This is a genomic window from Pseudomonas sp. S49 (assembly GCF_009866785.1).
Lineage (GTDB): Bacteria > Pseudomonadota > Gammaproteobacteria > Pseudomonadales > Pseudomonadaceae > Aquipseudomonas.
Genome location: NZ_CP019432.1, coordinates 1792701 through 1807822, shown reverse-complemented (window position 1 = coordinate 1807822; position 15122 = coordinate 1792701). Strand labels below are relative to the sequence as shown.

Genomic DNA, 15122 nt, shown 5'->3' with positions numbered 1-15122 from the left:
CTCCAGCATGCCGCCAACAGTGAGCGCCCTCCTCTCTTACTGCGTCTGCGCACCCGTCAGATATTTCTTGAACAAAGACCTTGCCCCGTACGCAGGCAAAATATTAAAGAATGCGAAACCCACTTTGATTGCGATCTGAACGTAGATCATGCCCAGTATCGCGCTATTTTCCATCGTCCCGTAGAAAGCAATGTAGCAGAAAAGAAAACTGTCGATGATCACGGCAAACAGCGTGCTTAAAAACACTCGCAAAAACAGGAATCTGGAATTCGTGAGTTCCTTGATCTTGCACAACAGATATGAATTTATGTTCTCGGAAACCAGAAAGGATATAGAAGACGCTACCAGGACTGCGGACAACTGACTGATAACATCATTGTAAGCCCCATCGAGTTTCCAGCCCGGCAGTCCCGGAAGATGGGTAGTGATGGCCAGCAGAATGATAATCGCGGCATTACTGATGAATGCGAACAGGATCGCTTTTCGCGCGAGCCTCAGGCCAAACGTTTCGTTGAGCAAGTCGACGATCAGAAACGTCAGCGGATAGAGGAAGGTACCCGGCGTTACGACAATATCGAAATACTCGAGGTAGATCGGTTTTGTCGCAGCAATACTGGTGAAAATGTAAAGCGTGAACAGCATCAGGTTCAGGATGATGTAGATCATCCAGGAACTCTCATGCCGGTCATTTATTTCGTAAGCGGTGAGTGCTCCACCCTGCGAGTAAAACTTCTTGTAGAGGTTTTTCACTTCGATCTTGTTCAGATTATCCATAATCTCACTATTCAACACTTCACTTAGCTTTATTTTAATTATTTTGCCTGTCGCGATGACCATGATGACGGCCAGGCTTTTTCCATTCTCGAATCCCAGCAATTTGTACTTGCTGTTTTCCATTTCAACACTGCAATCCATTAAATCGTTCCTCGATTACATCTCCGATCACGCATACACGATCCGTATCAAAGCTGCCTTCATGGCTTATAGATAACTTCGCTGTGATTTTGTCATACACCAGTTTTTCCCTGTCGCTGCTCGACGCTCCTTTCTGCACGATCAACAGATCGCCGGGCTCATTCATGCCACTGATTTCGTTTTCCAGAAGTACGCCAATCAGGTTGAAAGACGCGCCAAAATAGTAAGTCAGCGGATAAATCGTGGCCAACTCACCAATTCTTTTATCCAGACTTTGCAGCAGCATGCTTTCCTTGATGACAGGCACAGCGGCTGGATTCATGTTGCCCTGTGGCGAAATACTGCTTTCGATGATTTCCTTTTCTTCAAAATCAAGCGTCTCTATTTCTTCGTAAGACACCCCGAAGAAATCGGAAATCTTGCGAACAGTGGACTGCTGGACATTAACCACCTTGCCTTCAAGGATGTTGTAGATGGTCGTTCGGGTCAAACCACTGGAGTGACACAAGGACAGCTGCGTCTCCCCGCGACTCTTGATCAGGTACTTGATATTGTTCTTCAGATTCTCCGATCTTTCTCTTCTATGCATCACATGCTTATCATCCATTTTGAACTGCAATCAATGTCACGTCCCGAATGATCATTCCGGACATACACAAGTGAGGTAGGAAATTGCAGTTTTATCCCTGTCAGTGCCGCGCGAAATCATAGCACCCTCCCTCCCTGGATTCGGTATAAAAAGTCAGCTTTCACAGGCTGTACCCCGCCCACTTGCAGGATCATTTCAGCCTCTGGACTGATCCGTCCGTTCTGTTGCCTTTCACCCGGTGCCTGAAAGTCGGCACTGAGCAATGCCTGTTTTACACCCGCAGCGCCTACAAAAAGAATCATTTTCTTTGAATAATGTTCATTTTTTTGATTAATTCTGTGGCGTTCCTCACTGAAAAATCTATGATGCGTCGAGCCGGCTTCTCATTTTAGAGAGTGAAACAACAAAAAACGGGAGGCCTGTACAGGGTTTGGTTTTGCACGCACCGCGGCAGAACATGGATTCGCCTGTACAGATTCGGCAAGCAGGATGTTCGCATCACGCAAAACCAGGGAAGGCGCGCTGCTGTTCGCAGCGCACAGTAAACAGGGAAGGAATCAAGCAATGGCATTCACTACTGAACCGCTCAAGAATCAGGCTGACTTGTTGCGACGTGGCCTGGCGGATCTTCGCGCAGAAGATGCCGAACTGGCGGCCATTCTCGATGCTGAAGTCACGCGTCAACAGCACACGCTTTCGTTGATCTCATCTTCCTGCGCAGTGCAACCACGAACCTTGGTGGCATGCGCTTCAGTGCTGGTCAACGTGACAGCTGAAGGCATGTCCGGCAAGCCTCACAGCGCAGGATGCGAGAACGTCGAACGGGTCGAGTCGCTGGCCATCCGCAGGGCGCGGGAACTGTTCGCGGCCCAATACGCCAACGTCCAGCCGCACTCGGCGTCGAACGCCGTTTACCAGGTGCTGACAGCATTGCTGGAGCCGGGCGATACCTTGCTGGGCATGGCAGTGGAACACGGTGGTCATCTGACGCATGGCAGCCTCGCTGCGTTTTCCGGCGCCTACTACAAGGCGATCCAGTACGGCACAACATCCGACGGCCTCATCGATTACGACAAGGTACGCCTGCTGGCGCTCGCCCATCGCCCCCGCGTCATCCTCTGCGGCGCAACCGCCTATTCGCGAGTGGTGGACTTCAAAAGGTTTCGTGAAATTGCCGATGAAGCCGGTGCCATCCTGCTCGCCGACATTTCGCATATCGCCGGGCTTGTCGCCACCGGGAGGCACCCAAGCCCGATCGACGCCGCACACGTCACCGTGACTTGCACGCACAAACAACTCGCCGGACCTCGGGGTGGCGTGATCCTCAGCGGGCGTGACGCGAACACCAAGATTCCCGGCTTGCGGACCACCTTCAGCCGCCTCCTCGATCAAGCCGCTTACCCGCGAATGCAGGGCACGCCTGCCGCCAATATGATCGCGGCAAAGGCTGCGGCGCTGGGCTACGCAATGTCTGCCGAATTCGATGCCTGCATGGCGCAGATCCGCAGTACGGCGGATGAAATGGCCAAGGCGTTTCAGGCACTGGACTATGAAGTGGTCGGCGGCTGCAGTGAAAACCATACGGTACTGGTTCGCTTGCGTGGCGGCATTACGGGCGCCATCGCGGAGGCGGCGCTGGGGCATTGCGGGATCATCGTCAGCAAACATCGCGTACCCGGCGACCCCCGCTCGGCACTTGTTACCAGCGGGCTGCGCATCGGCACGGGTGCCTTGGCGCAACGCCGGGTCGATGTCCACGGCAGCCGCCAGATCGTCAATTTGATCGGCCGGATTCTGAATACTGTGGCGCCGCTCGGCGAACAGGATTACACGCTGGAACCCCTGCTCCTTGCGCAGTTTCGCTCAGAGGTCGAAACCTTGTGCAGGGATTATCCGGTCGCCGACTACGTATAGCACCTCGACTCACAGCATTTGCGCATACAAAAAAACCGGCACTCAGGCCGGTTTTCTTGTTTCTGCGTCAGCGCTTACTTGGCGGCACCTGCCGCATGCACGGCCTGCTGCGCGCCGCGCTTGTTCTTGATCACGTAGCAGCCCCACATGAACACGACCCACACCGGAATCGCGTACACCGAGATCTGAATGCCCGGGATCAGCAGCATTACGCCAAGGATGAACGCGACGAACGCCAGGCAGATGTAGTTGCCGTACGGATACCACAGCGCCTTGAACAGCGGCGTCTGCTTCGTCTTGTTCATGTGCTGGCGGAACTTGAAGTGCGAGAAGCTGATCATCGCCCAGTTGATCACCAGCGTTGCAACCACCAGCGACATCAACAGTTCCAGCGCGTGCTGCGGGATCAGATAGTTGAGCAACACAGCGACCAGCGTCACCGCCGCCGAAGCCAGAATCGAACGCACCGGTACACCACGCTTGTCGATCTTCGCCAGACCTTTCGGCGCATCGCCCTGCTCGGCCATGCCCAACAGCATGCGGCTGTTGCAGTAGGTGCCACTGTTGTACACCGACAACGCGGCGGTCAGGACCACGAAATTGAGGATGTGCGCGGCGGTGTTGCTGCCAAGCATCGAGAACACTTGCACAAACGGGCTGCCGCTGTACGAATCGCCGGAGGCGTTGAGGGTTTCCAGCAAGCTGTCCCACGGGGTCAGCGACAGCAGGATCACCAGCGCACCAATGTAGAAAATCAGGATCCGGTAGATCACCTGGTTGATCGCTTTCGGGATCACGGTTTTCGGCTTGTCAGCTTCAGCAGCGGTGAAACCGAGCATTTCCAGACCGCCGAAGGAGAACATGATGATCGCCATGGCCATCACCAGACCGCTGACGCCATTGGGGAAGAAACCACCGTGCGACCACAGGTTGCTCACCGAGGCCTGCGGGCCGCCGTTGCCGCTGACCAGCAGGTAGCTGCCCAGCGCAATCATGCCGACGATCGCCACGACCTTGATGATCGCGAACCAGAATTCGGCCTCACCGAAGACTTTGACGTTGGCCAGGTTGATCGCGTTGATCAGCACGAAGAAGGCTGCCGCAGAGACCCAGGTCGGGATGTCCGGCGCCCAGTAGTGGATGTATTTGCCGACCGCGGTCAGCTCCGACATGCCCACCAGAATGTACAGAATCCAGCAGTTCCAGCCCGACAGGAAGCCGGCAAAGCCGCCCCAGTACTTGTGCGCGAAATGGCTGAAGGAACCGGCCACCGGCTCTTCGACAATCATCTCGCCGAGCTGGCGCATGATCATGAAGGCGATGAAGCCGCAGATGGCGTAGCCGAGGATCATCGACGGGCCGGCGGATTTCAGCACCCCGGCCGAGCCGAGGAACAATCCGGTACCGATCGCGCCACCGAGGGCGATCAGTTGAATGTGGCGATTTTTCAGGCCGCGTTTCAGCTCGCCTGATTGCGAGGGTTGTCCACTCATGAAAAAGGTCTCACGCAAGGTTTGATGGTGTTCAGTAGACGTTGCTGCAAGGTTGCGATTTCAGGCAGCCCCGATCAAACCCCAGCGCAGGCACCAGGAGTTCAGCTTGTTTACAACGGTCATGCGTCACCTGTTTGTTTTTATCTGTGACGAAATCGAACCCGAAACGCTTGTGGCGCCACGGAGTGAACAAGGCGGGTAGCCTTGAGATTGCGCGATTACGCAGAGGGTCACAGTTAAAACGCGGCGCATTGTACACCGCTAACCCCCTGCTGCCAGACCCCGCTGGATCAGCGTGTCGGTTGCCGGGATTGCGTGTGTCCGCCTCGAGACGCTCGGGCGGCTGCAAAAATTGAGTCAGGCCTTTGCAGGCCATCGGCGTGGACGAGGAAAAAACCGTCCCACGGAGAGAGGTGGAGATCAGTCGCGGCGTTCATTGCGCCTCCTTCTTGTTATGCACCTGCACGACAGGCATGGGGCGCATCTCACCCTGCCAACGCCGCTGAAACAAGCGCGCCAGAGCCTTGCGCAACGCCCGGCCAATCAGGCTTCGGCAGCTTTTCCTTACAGCGCGCATGGAAGTCTGGATTCACTCGGTTTTATCGGCTTTTTTGTAAACATTTCTTTACGACGCGTAACGCAGAGTTTCCATTTCAGAAATATCTGTCAGACGTCTGCAAATTGACGGTAGCTAGCTTGCTAATGAAACGTGCCGTTTAGTTTTTTGTTTTCAAATAAGAAAACTGCCGCCGAAAAACAGAATAAAAAGTCTATTTAAAAATTAAATAAATAATTTTTTGCATTACAAAAGTCCCTGAACTAGGTTCTTCACGTCTCGCCGGCCACCTCGACCGGCCAGTCACAACCGTGAAAGTCATCTAGGAGATCGACCATGCAAGCACTGGAAAAAGACTTGGATACCGAACTGCAACTGGACGAATGGTTTGAAGCACCGACCCACGAGGCGGCTGTAGAAATGATGCAAGCCGACGCGGTAGTTCCGTTCGGCACGGCGATGTGGCCTCTGTAAGACATCCCGGGCAGGCACGATCCGGCCGGTCGTGCCTGCCGCTTTCTTCACGGTCAGTCAGGGAGGACTCATGGATAAGCCCCGCGCGATCTCGCATTTCCTTTACTACCTCGAACACCACCCTGCCCTTGCCGGCCTCGACTCGGCGAAGGTACTGCTCGGCCACACGGCTGATTACGAAGCGCTGACCGGCGCCATCGCCGAACAGGCTGGCGATCATCCTCGTTTCCAGTTCAGCGCCCGACGCCTGGACCTGGAAAGCACCGCAACGCTGACCTCGGCAATCACCGACAGCGATCTGTACATTTTCTTCTACGACTCTTCCACCCTGGCCAACCCGCGGCCCGACGGCCCGGAGTTCGTCCGTGCGCTACAAAGCGTGATGGCGGAAAACTGGAAGAAGTCGCTGCTGTTCAAGGACTACGGCGAGTATTTCTACGACACCTTCAGCGTCACCCCGCAGCGGATTGCCGGGCTCAACAGTCACCTGATCCAGCGCATGTCCCAGGCGACCACGCTGAGCTTCAAGGACGACGACGGCTCATGGTTTGAAACGCCGCTGAGCAGCATCAAGAAATGGACCGACATCAACGGCGTCGGCAACTTCGACCTGGCCCCCGGGGAAATCGCGACTCACAGCGAAGCCATCAACGGCCATGTGAAATTCAAGGGCACGTTCCTCAGCACCATTCCGTTTGCACGCAAATACGGCGTGCTGGAATCACCGCTGGAACTGTGGATCGAGAACTCGACCATCAGCCGCATCGCCACGGACGTGCCGGGGCTGGAGCATGACTTCAACAAATACCTGAACGCCAATCCTTCGAACCGGCGGATTGAAGAGCTGGGGATTGGCACCAACGAAGGCGTGAAGGATCTGTATGCGCGCAATGCCGGGTTTGAGGAGCGGCATTGTGGCTTGCACCTTGGGTTGGGTGGTGGCGCCAAGGGCAGTCATCACCTGGACCTGATCTTTTCTGGCGGGGTGTTGGCGCTGGATGACAAGCCGGTGTTTGATGGCCGGTTTGTGTTTTAGGGCCGGCACCTGATCATTCCCACGCTCCGCGTGGGAATGCAGCCCGGGACGCTCCGCGTCCCTCTAGAGCCGAACGCGGAGCGTCCGTTGAGGCATTCCCACGCAGAGCGTTGGAACGATCGGTGTGCGCCAGACGAAAAAAAAACGCCAACCCTGCGGTTGGCGTTTTTTCATTCGGCGCTAAACCCGATCACTCAGGTTTCTTGCGACCAAACCCCGGACGCTGACCGGAACCTGCCGGTGCACCACGACGTTTGCCCGACGGCTTGTCGCCATCAACCAGCTTGATCCCCGGGCGCTTCGGCGCAGGCTTGGCCGGACGCTTGTTGGTGGTGTCTGCTGGACGATCCGCCACTGGCGTACCACGACCGGCAGGTGCACCACGCTCGCCACGCTCAGTGCGACCGTTGGCCGGACGCGGAGCGCGCTCGCCGTCACGGGCGACTGGCTTGCGACCTGGACGCTCGCCTTCGATCTGCGGCTCACGGCTTGGGCGTGGGCCGGTCGGCGCGCCAGCGGCTGGACGCAGCGTGCGGACGCGCTCGGTCTTGCCCATCGGACGCGACGATTTGCGCTGCATGCGCTCAAGCTTGTCTTTGCTCTTGGCGTTCAGCTGCGGCATCGCAACCGGCGTCAGGCCGACTTCAGCACTGAGGATGTCGACTTCGTACTGGCTCATTTCGCGCCAGCGGCCCATTGGCAGGTCGGAGTTGAGGAACACCGGGCCGAAACGCACGCGTTTCAGACGGCTGACCACCAGACCTTGGGATTCCCACAGACGACGAACCTCACGGTTACGACCTTCCATCACCACGCAGTGATACCAGTGGTTGAAACCTTCGCCACCCGGGGCCTGCTTGATGTCGGTGAATTTGGCCGGGCCATCTTCCAGCACCACGCCAGCCTTCAGGCGCTCGATCATTTCGTCGTCGACTTCACCGCGTACACGCACGGCGTACTCACGGTCCATCTCGTAAGACGGATGCATCAGGCGGTTGGCCAGTTCACCGTCGGTAGTGAACATCAGCAAACCGGTGGTGTTGATGTCGAGACGACCGATGTTGATCCAGCGACCTTCTTTCGGACGCGGCAGCTTGTCGAACACGGTCGGACGGCCTTCCGGGTCGTCACGGGTGCAGATCTCGCCATCGGGCTTGTTGTACATGATCACGCGGCGCACCGATTCGGCCGCCTCTTCGCGCTTGATCACCTTGCCATCAATGGTGATGGCGTCGTGCATGTCGACGCGCAGACCGAGGGTGGCGTCTTTGCCATTGACCTTGATCCGGCCCTGGCTGATCCAGGATTCCACGTCACGGCGCGAGCCGACGCCGATACGGGCGAGGACTTTCTGCAGCTTTTCGCCTGCTGGGCCGATTTCCTGGTCGTCTTTCTGAATGATGTCGCTCATCTGGGCACCTCCCGGTGTGGTCTGTTCAGGCGGCGCCTGAAGCATTGAAATCTGGGTACTCAGCCGAAGGGATCGGCGAAGGGTCGCGAATCATACGCGGATGTGCGCCGTCGCGCATCAGAGACTAGCTGATCGATCGACAGTTATTTCTTTTTCCGCCGACCGGCGCTGCCCAGTTTGATCAGGCGCAGCGCGGCTTCGGCGAGTACGGTGCGCTTGTCGTCCTTGTCGAGTTTCTTCCAGGCTTTGATTTCGCGCTTGCTGCGGCCGCAGCCGAGGCAGATGTCGTCGCTGAATTTGCAGAGGCTGATGCACGGGTCTTTGGTGGAACTCATCACTCACTCCAAATATGCACCGTTTCCTGTGGGAGCGAGCCTGCTCGCGAAAGGGCCCTGTCAGTCGACATCATCGTTGTCTGACACACCGCATTCGCGAGCAGGCTCGCTCCCACAGTTGTTCGTAATCAGTCTTCGAATTCGCGGCGTTCGGCTTCGATGGCTTCGGCCAGGGCGCGGGCCTCGGCTTCTTCTTCGCTCAGCTCCGGTTCGGGTTCTGGCGCCGGTTGTTCGAGGGCGGCGACGGCAGCCAACAGCTTTTCGCGGGCTTCGGCGACGCCAAGAATGTCCTCTTCCGGTTCGGCTTCTGGCTCAGCTTCAAGTTCAACTTCGATGGTTGGCTCGCCGATCTGTGGCTCAGGCTCAGGCTCAGTCTCGGTTTCTGCATCAACCGTCGGCGCTTCACCATCCACCGCATCCCGCAGCAAATCGTCGAAGTCGGTCTTGATCCCCTCTTCCATGCTGTCCAGCTCCAGCAACAACGTATGGAAACTGGTCTCTTCCTTCTCCTCCTCCGGCTCGGCGCTGGCGTCGGCCAGTTCCTGCAAGTTCTGCGGCACCGGCGCATCGTCGAAATCAAGCACCGGGTCAGTTTCCATCTCGCGCAGTTCGGCGAGCGGCGGCAGGTCTTCGAGGTTCTTCAGGTTGAAGTGATCGAGAAACATCTTGGTGGTGGCAAACATCGCCGGTTTGCCCGGCACATCGCGGTAGCCGACGACGCGGATCCACTCACGTTCCAGCAAGGTTTTGACGATGTTGCTGTTTACCGCCACGCCACGCACGTCTTCGATCTCGCCACGGGTGATCGGCTGGCGATAGGCGATCAGCGCGATGGTTTCCAACAGCGCACGGGAATAACGCTGCGGGCGCTCTTCCCACAAGCGGCCAACCCACGGCGAAAACTTCTCGCGGATCTGCAAGCGATAGCCCGACGAGACTTCCTTGAGTTCGAAAGCACGGCCCTCGCAGGACTTGCCGAGCAGGGTCAGGGCTTTCTTGAAAACTGCAGGCTCGGGGCGTTCGCCCTCTTCAAACAGTTCAAAGAGGCGCTCAAGGGATTGCGGCTTTCCCGAGGCCAACAGAAAGGCTTCAAGCAGGGATGCCAGCTCGCGGGGTTCAGTCAGGTTCATGTTTCGACTCGTTATTCGGCTCGGGCTCGCACGTGGATCGCGGCGAACGGCTCATTCTGCACCAGCTCGACCAAGGATTCCTTGACCAGTTCAAGGATCGCCATAAAGGTCACTACCACACCCAGCCTGCCCTCTTCGGCGGTGAACAGTTCGACGAACGGCACAAATCCGCCGCCCTTGAGCCGTTCCAGCACATCACTCATGCGCTCACGGGTCGACAGTGCCTCGCGGCTGACCTGGTGGCTTTCAAACATATCGCCACGGCGCAGCACTTCGGCCATGCACATCAAAATCTCTTCCAGCGCGACATCCGGCAACAGCTTGCGCGCGCGGGCTTCCGGGGCGTCGAGCCTGGGCACGATCACGTCACGACCGACCCGGCTCAAGCCGTCGATACCTTCGGCGGCCGCCTTGAAGCGCTCGTATTCCTGCAAGCGGCGGATCAGTTCGGCGCGTGGGTCGTCCTCTTCGTCTTCGACGGTTTCAGCGCGCGGCAGGAGCATGCGCGACTTGATCTCGGCGAGCATCGCGGCCATCACCAGATATTCGGCGGCGAGTTCCAGGCGCACCGACTGCATCAACTCGACATAGCCCATGTACTGGCGGGTGATTTCCGCCACCGGGATGTCGAGGATGTTGATGTTCTGTTTGCGGATCAGGTACAGCAGCAGGTCGAGCGGCCCTTCAAAGGCTTCGAGAAAGACTTCCAGCGCATCCGGCGGGATGTACAGGTCGAGCGGCATTTCCATGACCGCCTGGCCATAGACCATGGCAAACGGCAGCTCTTGCTGAGCGCCGGCCTGGGGATCGGCAACGGTTTCCACTGCGGACATTCAGGCCTCGACCATGAACGGCGTCGGATCGCCGCAACCGACGCGAACCACTTCCGGGTCGTCGCCGGTCAGGTCGATCACCGTGGAGGCCTTGATGCCGCCGAAGCCGCCGTCGACGATCAAGTCCACCTGATGTTCGAGCAACTGGCGCATTTCGTACGGATCGCTCAGCGGGTCTTCATCGCCGGGCATGATCAGGGTCACGCTCATCAGCGGCTCGCCGAGTTCGGCCAACAGCGCCAGCGCAATCGGATGGCTCGGCACACGCAAGCCGATGGTGCGCTTCTTCGGATGCAGCAGCAGGCGCGGCACTTCGCGGGTGGCGTTGAGAATGAAGGTGTACGGCCCCGGCAGATGCGCCTTGAGAATGCGGAAGGTGCCGGTGTCGATCTTGGCGTAATTGCCCAGTTGCGACAGGTCGCTGCAGATCAGCGCGAAGTTGTGCTTTTCATCGAGCTGACGCAGGCGACGCACGCGCTCGATCGCGGTTTTATCGCCGATTTGGCAACCGATCGCGTAGGAAGAGTCCGTGGGATAAACCACCACCCCGCCCTTGCGGATGATCTCGACTGCCTGTTTTATCAGGCGCGCTTGCGGGTTTTCCGGATGTATCTGGAAAAATTGACTCACATTCTCTACCTGTTCAGACGGCGGCAATATCTGTGTCATGTTTGAACCGACACCACAGGGGTGGAAGGTCCTCGGGAACCGGCCGGTACTGGCCGATCTCGGACCAGCCGCCAGGGCCATGGAAGTCACTGCCGGCGCTGACCAGCAGACCGAACTCACGGGCAAGGATTGCCAGGCTGCCCACCTGTTCCGCAGGCTGATGGCCATTGACCACCTCGATCGCATGCCCGCCTGCTTGAATATAGTCGGCAATCAGCTTTCGGCGCTTGCTGCGGGTGAAATCGTAGTGCCACGGATGCGCCAGGCTGACCCAGGCTCCGGCGGCTCGCAGTGTACCGACGGTGTCTTCCAGCGTCGGCCAGTGCAACTTGACGTCGCCCAGCTTGCCGGCACCGAGCCACTTGCGGAATGCCTCGGCGCGATCCTTTACAAAACCTTCACGCACCATCCAGTCGGCGAAATGCGGACGGGCCGGCGCGTTGCCGCTGTCGCCCAGTTCCTGCTGGATTTTCCGCGCACCGTCGAGCGCACCGGGCATGCCTTTAAGGGCGAGCTTGCGGCTTATTTCTTCCGACCGCAGCCAGCGGCCATCGTGCAATTTGGCGATGGCCTCGACCAACGGTACCGCATTGACGTCGAAACCGTAGCCCAACACATGAATGGTCGCGCCGCCCCAGGTGCAGGACAACTCGACGCCGTTGACCAGCTGCATGCCCAATTCATTGGCCGCCGTGCGCGCTTCGGCGAGACCTTCGAGGGTGTCGTGGTCGGTCAACGCCAGGACTCGCACGCCGTTCTCGAACGCACGCGCAACCAGAACCGCAGGCGCCAGGGCGCCATCGGAGGCCGTGCTATGGCAGTGCAAATCAACATTCACGGGGAGTTGTAACCTCAAATCAGCTGGCGCTATCGCGCGCCCATATGTTTGTTATTATGCCGCCACATCCAGCTTCTGGCTCTCACTGTGAAACAATTCATCGATTTCATCCCGCTTCTGCTGTTCTTCATCGTTTACAAACTTGATCCACGGGTCGTCGACATCGCTGGCCATGAAGTGACTGTAGGCGGTATTTACAGCGCCACGGCGATGCTGATCATCAGTTCCCTGGTGGTGTACGGCGCGTTGTTCATCAAACAGCGCAAGCTGGAAAAGAGCCAATGGCTGACCCTGATCGCCTGCCTGGTGTTCGGCAGCCTGACACTGGCCTTCCACAGCGAAACCTTCCTGAAGTGGAAAGCGCCGGTGGTCAACTGGCTGTTTGCCGTGGCCTTCATCGGCAGCCACTTCATCGGCGATCGCCTGTTGATCAAACGTATCATGGGCCACGCGCTGACCCTGCCGGATCCGGTCTGGACCCGCCTGAACATCGCCTGGATCGCCTTTTTCCTGTTTTGCGGCGCTGCCAACCTGTTCGTCGCCTTCACCTTCCAGAGCTACTGGGTGGACTTCAAGGTGTTCGGCAGCCTGGGCATGACCCTGGTGTTCCTGGTCGCACAGGGCATTTACCTGTCGCGCCATCTGCACGATGCCGATACCACAACTCCAAAAACCGAGGACTGACATGCTCTACGCCATCATTGCCACCGACGTCGCCAACTCGCTCGAAGCACGCCTGGCCGCGCGCCCTGCGCATCTGGAACGCCTGCAAGCGCTCAAGGGCGAAGGCCGCATCGTACTGGCCGGCCCGCACCCTGCCGTCGACAGCAATGATCCGGGCGCAGCGGGTTTCACCGGCAGCCTGATCGTCGCCGAATTCGACTCCCTGAGCGCCGCGCAAGCGTGGGCTGACGCCGACCCGTACATCGCCGCTGGCGTCTACGCCAACGTGGTCGTCAAGCCATTCAAGCAAGTCCTGCCGTAACTTTCCTGCGCAAGTCTCTCCCACGCGATGAACCTTGTCGGTTCATCGCGTTCTCAATCGCTCATTATTCTCGTTTGCCTGCCGACAACCTGCCCAATATCCATTTGGAAGCAGGTGTTGCGATGCGCAAGGGTCCGTTGTGTCTGATGTTGGTCACGTTGTCGATCATGGCGCCCGCCCATGGTGAGGAATCCACCGAAGGCGGCAGCTCCACGCCATTGTCGTTAAGCGCCGGCAGCCAGATCACCGAGTTGCAGCAGCGCCTCAAGGCCAGCGAGCAGCAGCGGGAAGAACTGAGCAAACAACTGCAAAATGCCGACAATACCCGCGAGAGCGCCCAGCTTGCCCGGTTGCGCCAGGAGAACCAGCGTCTCAAGCTGCAACTCAAGGAAGCCCAGGCAAGTCCCTTGCCGCGCCTGCTGACTGACCAGCAGCAGTGGTTCGTTACGGGAGGCGGAGTAGCGCTATTGGCGCTGCTCTGCGGTATCTTTGCCAGTGGAGCAAGCCGAAAACGTCGGCAATGGCTAAATTGAGTGAGTCATGAGCGAGCTGTTACTGATTGATGATGACCAGGAGTTGTGCGAACTCCTGAGTAGCTGGCTGAGCCAGGAAGGCTTCCAGGTGCGTGCCTGCCACGATGGCCAGAGCGCCCGCAAGGCCTTGGCTGAAACGGCCCCGGCGGCGGTGGTGCTGGACGTGATGCTGCCCGACGGCAGCGGTCTGGAGCTGCTCAAGCAATTGCGCCACGATCACGCCGACCTGCCGGTGCTGATGCTCTCGGCCCGTGGTGAGCCGCTGGACCGTATCCTCGGCCTGGAACTGGGCGCCGACGATTACCTGGCCAAACCTTGTGATCCGCGCGAACTGACTGCGCGCCTGCGTGCGGTGTTGCGCCGCAGTCATCCTGCGGCCGTGTCGACGCAACTCGAACTGGGCGACCTGAGTTTCAGCCCGGTGCGTGGTGTGGTCAGCATCGACGAAAAAGAACTGACCCTTACCGTGTCCGAAAGCCGTCTGCTCGAAGCGCTGCTCAAGCAGCCTGGCGAACCACTGGACAAACAGGAACTGGCGCAGCTCGCCCTCGGCCGCAAGCTGACCCTGTACGACCGCAGCCTCGACATGCACGTCAGCAACCTGCGCAAGAAGATCGGCCCGCACCCCGACGGCCGCCCACGGATCGTCGCCCTGCGCAGCCGCGGTTACTTCTATAGCCTCTGAACCGCGCCCATTCCCACTGTAGGAGCTGCCGAAGGCTGCGATCTTTTGATCTGTCTTTTAAAAACAAGATCAAAAGATCGCAGCCTTCGGCAGCTCCTACACAGGGCATGTGTAAGGATGTACGCGAAGCGTCTTTACCGAAGCTTTACCCAGCGCTGACCGCCGCTGACCTTGATCTCCGTAATCTGTACTCATCCGGAACGTACCGGGAACGAGACAAGGAGATTCACCATGCGCAAGACTCTTATCGCTCTGATGTTCGCTGCCGCTCTGCCAACCGTCGCCATGGCCATGCCGCAAGACGGCGGCCCGATGGGTGGCCCGCTTGACGGCCCACGCCACGGCGGTCAGATGCACGGCATGCACGGCAAAGGCCCGTACAGCCAACTCGACCTGTCCCGCGAACAGCGCGAGCAGATCCGCAAGATCATGGGCGAGCAGATGCACGAGCGTAAGCAAGTGGTCGACAAGTACCTGGAAAAACTCTCGCCGGCTGACCAGAAAGCCATGAAGGACGAGATGGCGGCCAACCACAAGAAAGCCGAAACCGATGTGCGCGCCGTGCTGAAACCGGATCAACAGAAGAAATTCGACGAGATCCAGAAGAAACAGGCCGAGCGTCGCGCCGAATGGGCCGAGTTCAAGGCGTGGAAAGCGCAACAGGCGCAAAAGGCGCAATAATGTTCTGACCCCGGACCCGACGGCTAAACACCGTCGGGTCTTTTT

General features: G+C 58.3%; 17 protein-coding genes. 8 read left to right on the top strand and 9 right to left on the bottom strand.

Going from position 1 to position 15122, the window contains the following annotated elements:
* Positions 1–36 precede the first annotated feature (36 nt).
* The gene (locus PspS49_RS07925; protein ID WP_122608336.1) at positions 37–915 is read right to left on the bottom strand and encodes a queuosine precursor transporter; all 879 of its coding nucleotides are present in this window, start codon (positions 913–915) and stop codon (positions 37–39) included.
* Positions 899–1504, bottom strand: coding sequence for a helix-turn-helix transcriptional regulator (locus PspS49_RS07920; RefSeq protein WP_127930367.1), 606 nt, complete (start codon positions 1502–1504; stop codon positions 899–901). The genes PspS49_RS07925 and PspS49_RS07920 overlap by 17 nt, the downstream gene beginning before the upstream one ends.
* A 564-nt stretch (positions 1505–2068) precedes the next feature.
* Between PspS49_RS07920 and PspS49_RS07915 the strand changes: the two genes are divergently transcribed.
* The gene (locus PspS49_RS07915; RefSeq protein WP_150749263.1) at positions 2069–3418 is read left to right on the top strand and encodes a serine hydroxymethyltransferase; all 1350 of its coding nucleotides are present in this window, start codon (positions 2069–2071) and stop codon (positions 3416–3418) included.
* 74 nt (positions 3419–3492) lie between these two features.
* On the opposite strand, the gene PspS49_RS07910 is transcribed toward PspS49_RS07915, so the two are convergent.
* Entirely contained in the window at positions 3493–4911 is a 1419-nt protein-coding gene (locus tag PspS49_RS07910; RefSeq protein ID WP_160038767.1) for an amino acid permease, read from the bottom strand.
* Positions 4912–5803: 892 nt separating this feature from the next.
* On the opposite strand from PspS49_RS07910, the gene PspS49_RS29650 reads away from it, so the two are divergent.
* Positions 5804–5941, top strand: coding sequence for a hypothetical protein (locus PspS49_RS29650; protein ID WP_003222780.1), 138 nt, complete (start codon positions 5804–5806; stop codon positions 5939–5941).
* 70 nt (positions 5942–6011) lie between these two features.
* Positions 6012–6977, top strand: coding sequence for a leucyl aminopeptidase (locus tag PspS49_RS07905; RefSeq protein WP_160038765.1), 966 nt, complete (start codon positions 6012–6014; stop codon positions 6975–6977).
* 190 nt (positions 6978–7167) lie between these two features.
* Here PspS49_RS07905 and rluB read toward each other — a convergent pair whose 3' ends face one another.
* The 6 genes from rluB to PspS49_RS07875 form a co-directional block, all read right to left on the bottom strand.
* Positions 7168–8388 (bottom strand): 23S rRNA pseudouridine(2605) synthase RluB, encoded by a 1221-nt coding sequence (gene rluB / locus PspS49_RS07900; protein WP_038363752.1) that lies wholly within the window; start codon positions 8386–8388, stop codon positions 7168–7170.
* Between the two features lie 143 nt (positions 8389–8531).
* A complete protein-coding gene (locus PspS49_RS07895) occupies positions 8532–8723 on the bottom strand; it encodes a DUF1289 domain-containing protein (protein ID WP_127926283.1) in 192 nt (63 codons plus the stop codon).
* A gap of 128 nt (positions 8724–8851) precedes the next feature.
* On the bottom strand, positions 8852–9853 hold the full coding sequence (gene scpB, locus PspS49_RS07890) for an SMC-Scp complex subunit ScpB (RefSeq protein ID WP_160038763.1): 1002 nt from the start codon (positions 9851–9853) through the stop codon (positions 8852–8854).
* 11 nt (positions 9854–9864) lie between these two features.
* Positions 9865–10563 carry a ScpA family protein gene (locus PspS49_RS07885; RefSeq protein WP_174245102.1) on the bottom strand — a complete coding sequence of 233 codons (699 nt, stop codon included), beginning with the start codon at positions 10561–10563 and terminating at the stop codon, positions 9865–9867.
* A gap of 123 nt (positions 10564–10686) precedes the next feature.
* Positions 10687–11316, bottom strand: a complete 630-nt coding sequence (locus PspS49_RS07880; protein WP_038363745.1) for an L-threonylcarbamoyladenylate synthase — start codon at positions 11314–11316, stop codon at positions 10687–10689.
* Between the two features lie 13 nt (positions 11317–11329).
* Complete coding sequence (locus PspS49_RS07875) at positions 11330–12193, bottom strand: PHP domain-containing protein (protein WP_160038759.1); 864 nt, start codon at positions 12191–12193, stop codon at positions 11330–11332.
* An 87-nt stretch (positions 12194–12280) separates the two neighbouring features.
* Between PspS49_RS07875 and PspS49_RS07870 the strand changes: the two genes are divergently transcribed.
* The 5 genes from PspS49_RS07870 (at position 12281) to PspS49_RS07850 (ending at position 15077) form a co-directional block, all read left to right on the top strand.
* Positions 12281–12877, top strand: a complete 597-nt coding sequence (locus PspS49_RS07870) for a septation protein A (protein WP_127926280.1) — start codon at positions 12281–12283, stop codon at positions 12875–12877.
* Position 12878: 1 nt separating this feature from the next.
* Complete coding sequence (locus PspS49_RS07865; RefSeq protein WP_007919677.1) at positions 12879–13178, top strand: YciI family protein; 300 nt, start codon at positions 12879–12881, stop codon at positions 13176–13178.
* A gap of 122 nt (positions 13179–13300) precedes the next feature.
* Positions 13301–13711, top strand: a complete 411-nt coding sequence (locus PspS49_RS07860; RefSeq protein WP_127926279.1) for a translation initiation factor 2 — start codon at positions 13301–13303, stop codon at positions 13709–13711.
* Positions 13712–13718: 7 nt separating this feature from the next.
* Entirely contained in the window at positions 13719–14396 is a 678-nt protein-coding gene (locus tag PspS49_RS07855) for a response regulator transcription factor (RefSeq protein ID WP_150749267.1), read from the top strand.
* A 231-nt stretch (positions 14397–14627) separates the two neighbouring features.
* Positions 14628–15077, top strand: a complete 450-nt coding sequence (locus PspS49_RS07850) for an LTXXQ domain-containing protein (RefSeq protein ID WP_016987938.1) — start codon at positions 14628–14630, stop codon at positions 15075–15077.
* Positions 15078–15122 lie beyond the last annotated feature (45 nt).

Coding starts and splice junctions, on each gene's coding strand:
- PspS49_RS07895 (WP_127926283.1), bottom strand. CDS start 8,723: ATGAGTTCCACCAAAGACCCGTGCATCAGCCTCTGCAAATTCAGCGAC.
- PspS49_RS07920 (WP_127930367.1), bottom strand. CDS start 1,504: ATGCATAGAAGAGAAAGATCGGAGAATCTGAAGAACAATATCAAGTAC.
- PspS49_RS07865 (WP_007919677.1), top strand. CDS start 12,879: ATGCTCTACGCCATCATTGCCACCGACGTCGCCAACTCGCTCGAAGCA.
- rluB (WP_038363752.1), bottom strand. CDS start 8,388: ATGAGCGACATCATTCAGAAAGACGACCAGGAAATCGGCCCAGCAGGC.
- scpB (WP_160038763.1), bottom strand. CDS start 9,853: ATGAACCTGACTGAACCCCGCGAGCTGGCATCCCTGCTTGAAGCCTTT.
- PspS49_RS07925 (WP_122608336.1), bottom strand. CDS start 915: ATGGATTGCAGTGTTGAAATGGAAAACAGCAAGTACAAATTGCTGGGA.
- PspS49_RS07905 (WP_160038765.1), top strand. CDS start 6,012: ATGGATAAGCCCCGCGCGATCTCGCATTTCCTTTACTACCTCGAACAC.
- PspS49_RS07855 (WP_150749267.1), top strand. CDS start 13,719: ATGAGCGAGCTGTTACTGATTGATGATGACCAGGAGTTGTGCGAACTC.
- PspS49_RS07915 (WP_150749263.1), top strand. CDS start 2,069: ATGGCATTCACTACTGAACCGCTCAAGAATCAGGCTGACTTGTTGCGA.
- PspS49_RS07860 (WP_127926279.1), top strand. CDS start 13,301: ATGCGCAAGGGTCCGTTGTGTCTGATGTTGGTCACGTTGTCGATCATG.
- PspS49_RS07850 (WP_016987938.1), top strand. CDS start 14,628: ATGCGCAAGACTCTTATCGCTCTGATGTTCGCTGCCGCTCTGCCAACC.
- PspS49_RS29650 (WP_003222780.1), top strand. CDS start 5,804: ATGCAAGCACTGGAAAAAGACTTGGATACCGAACTGCAACTGGACGAA.
- PspS49_RS07910 (WP_160038767.1), bottom strand. CDS start 4,911: ATGAGTGGACAACCCTCGCAATCAGGCGAGCTGAAACGCGGCCTGAAA.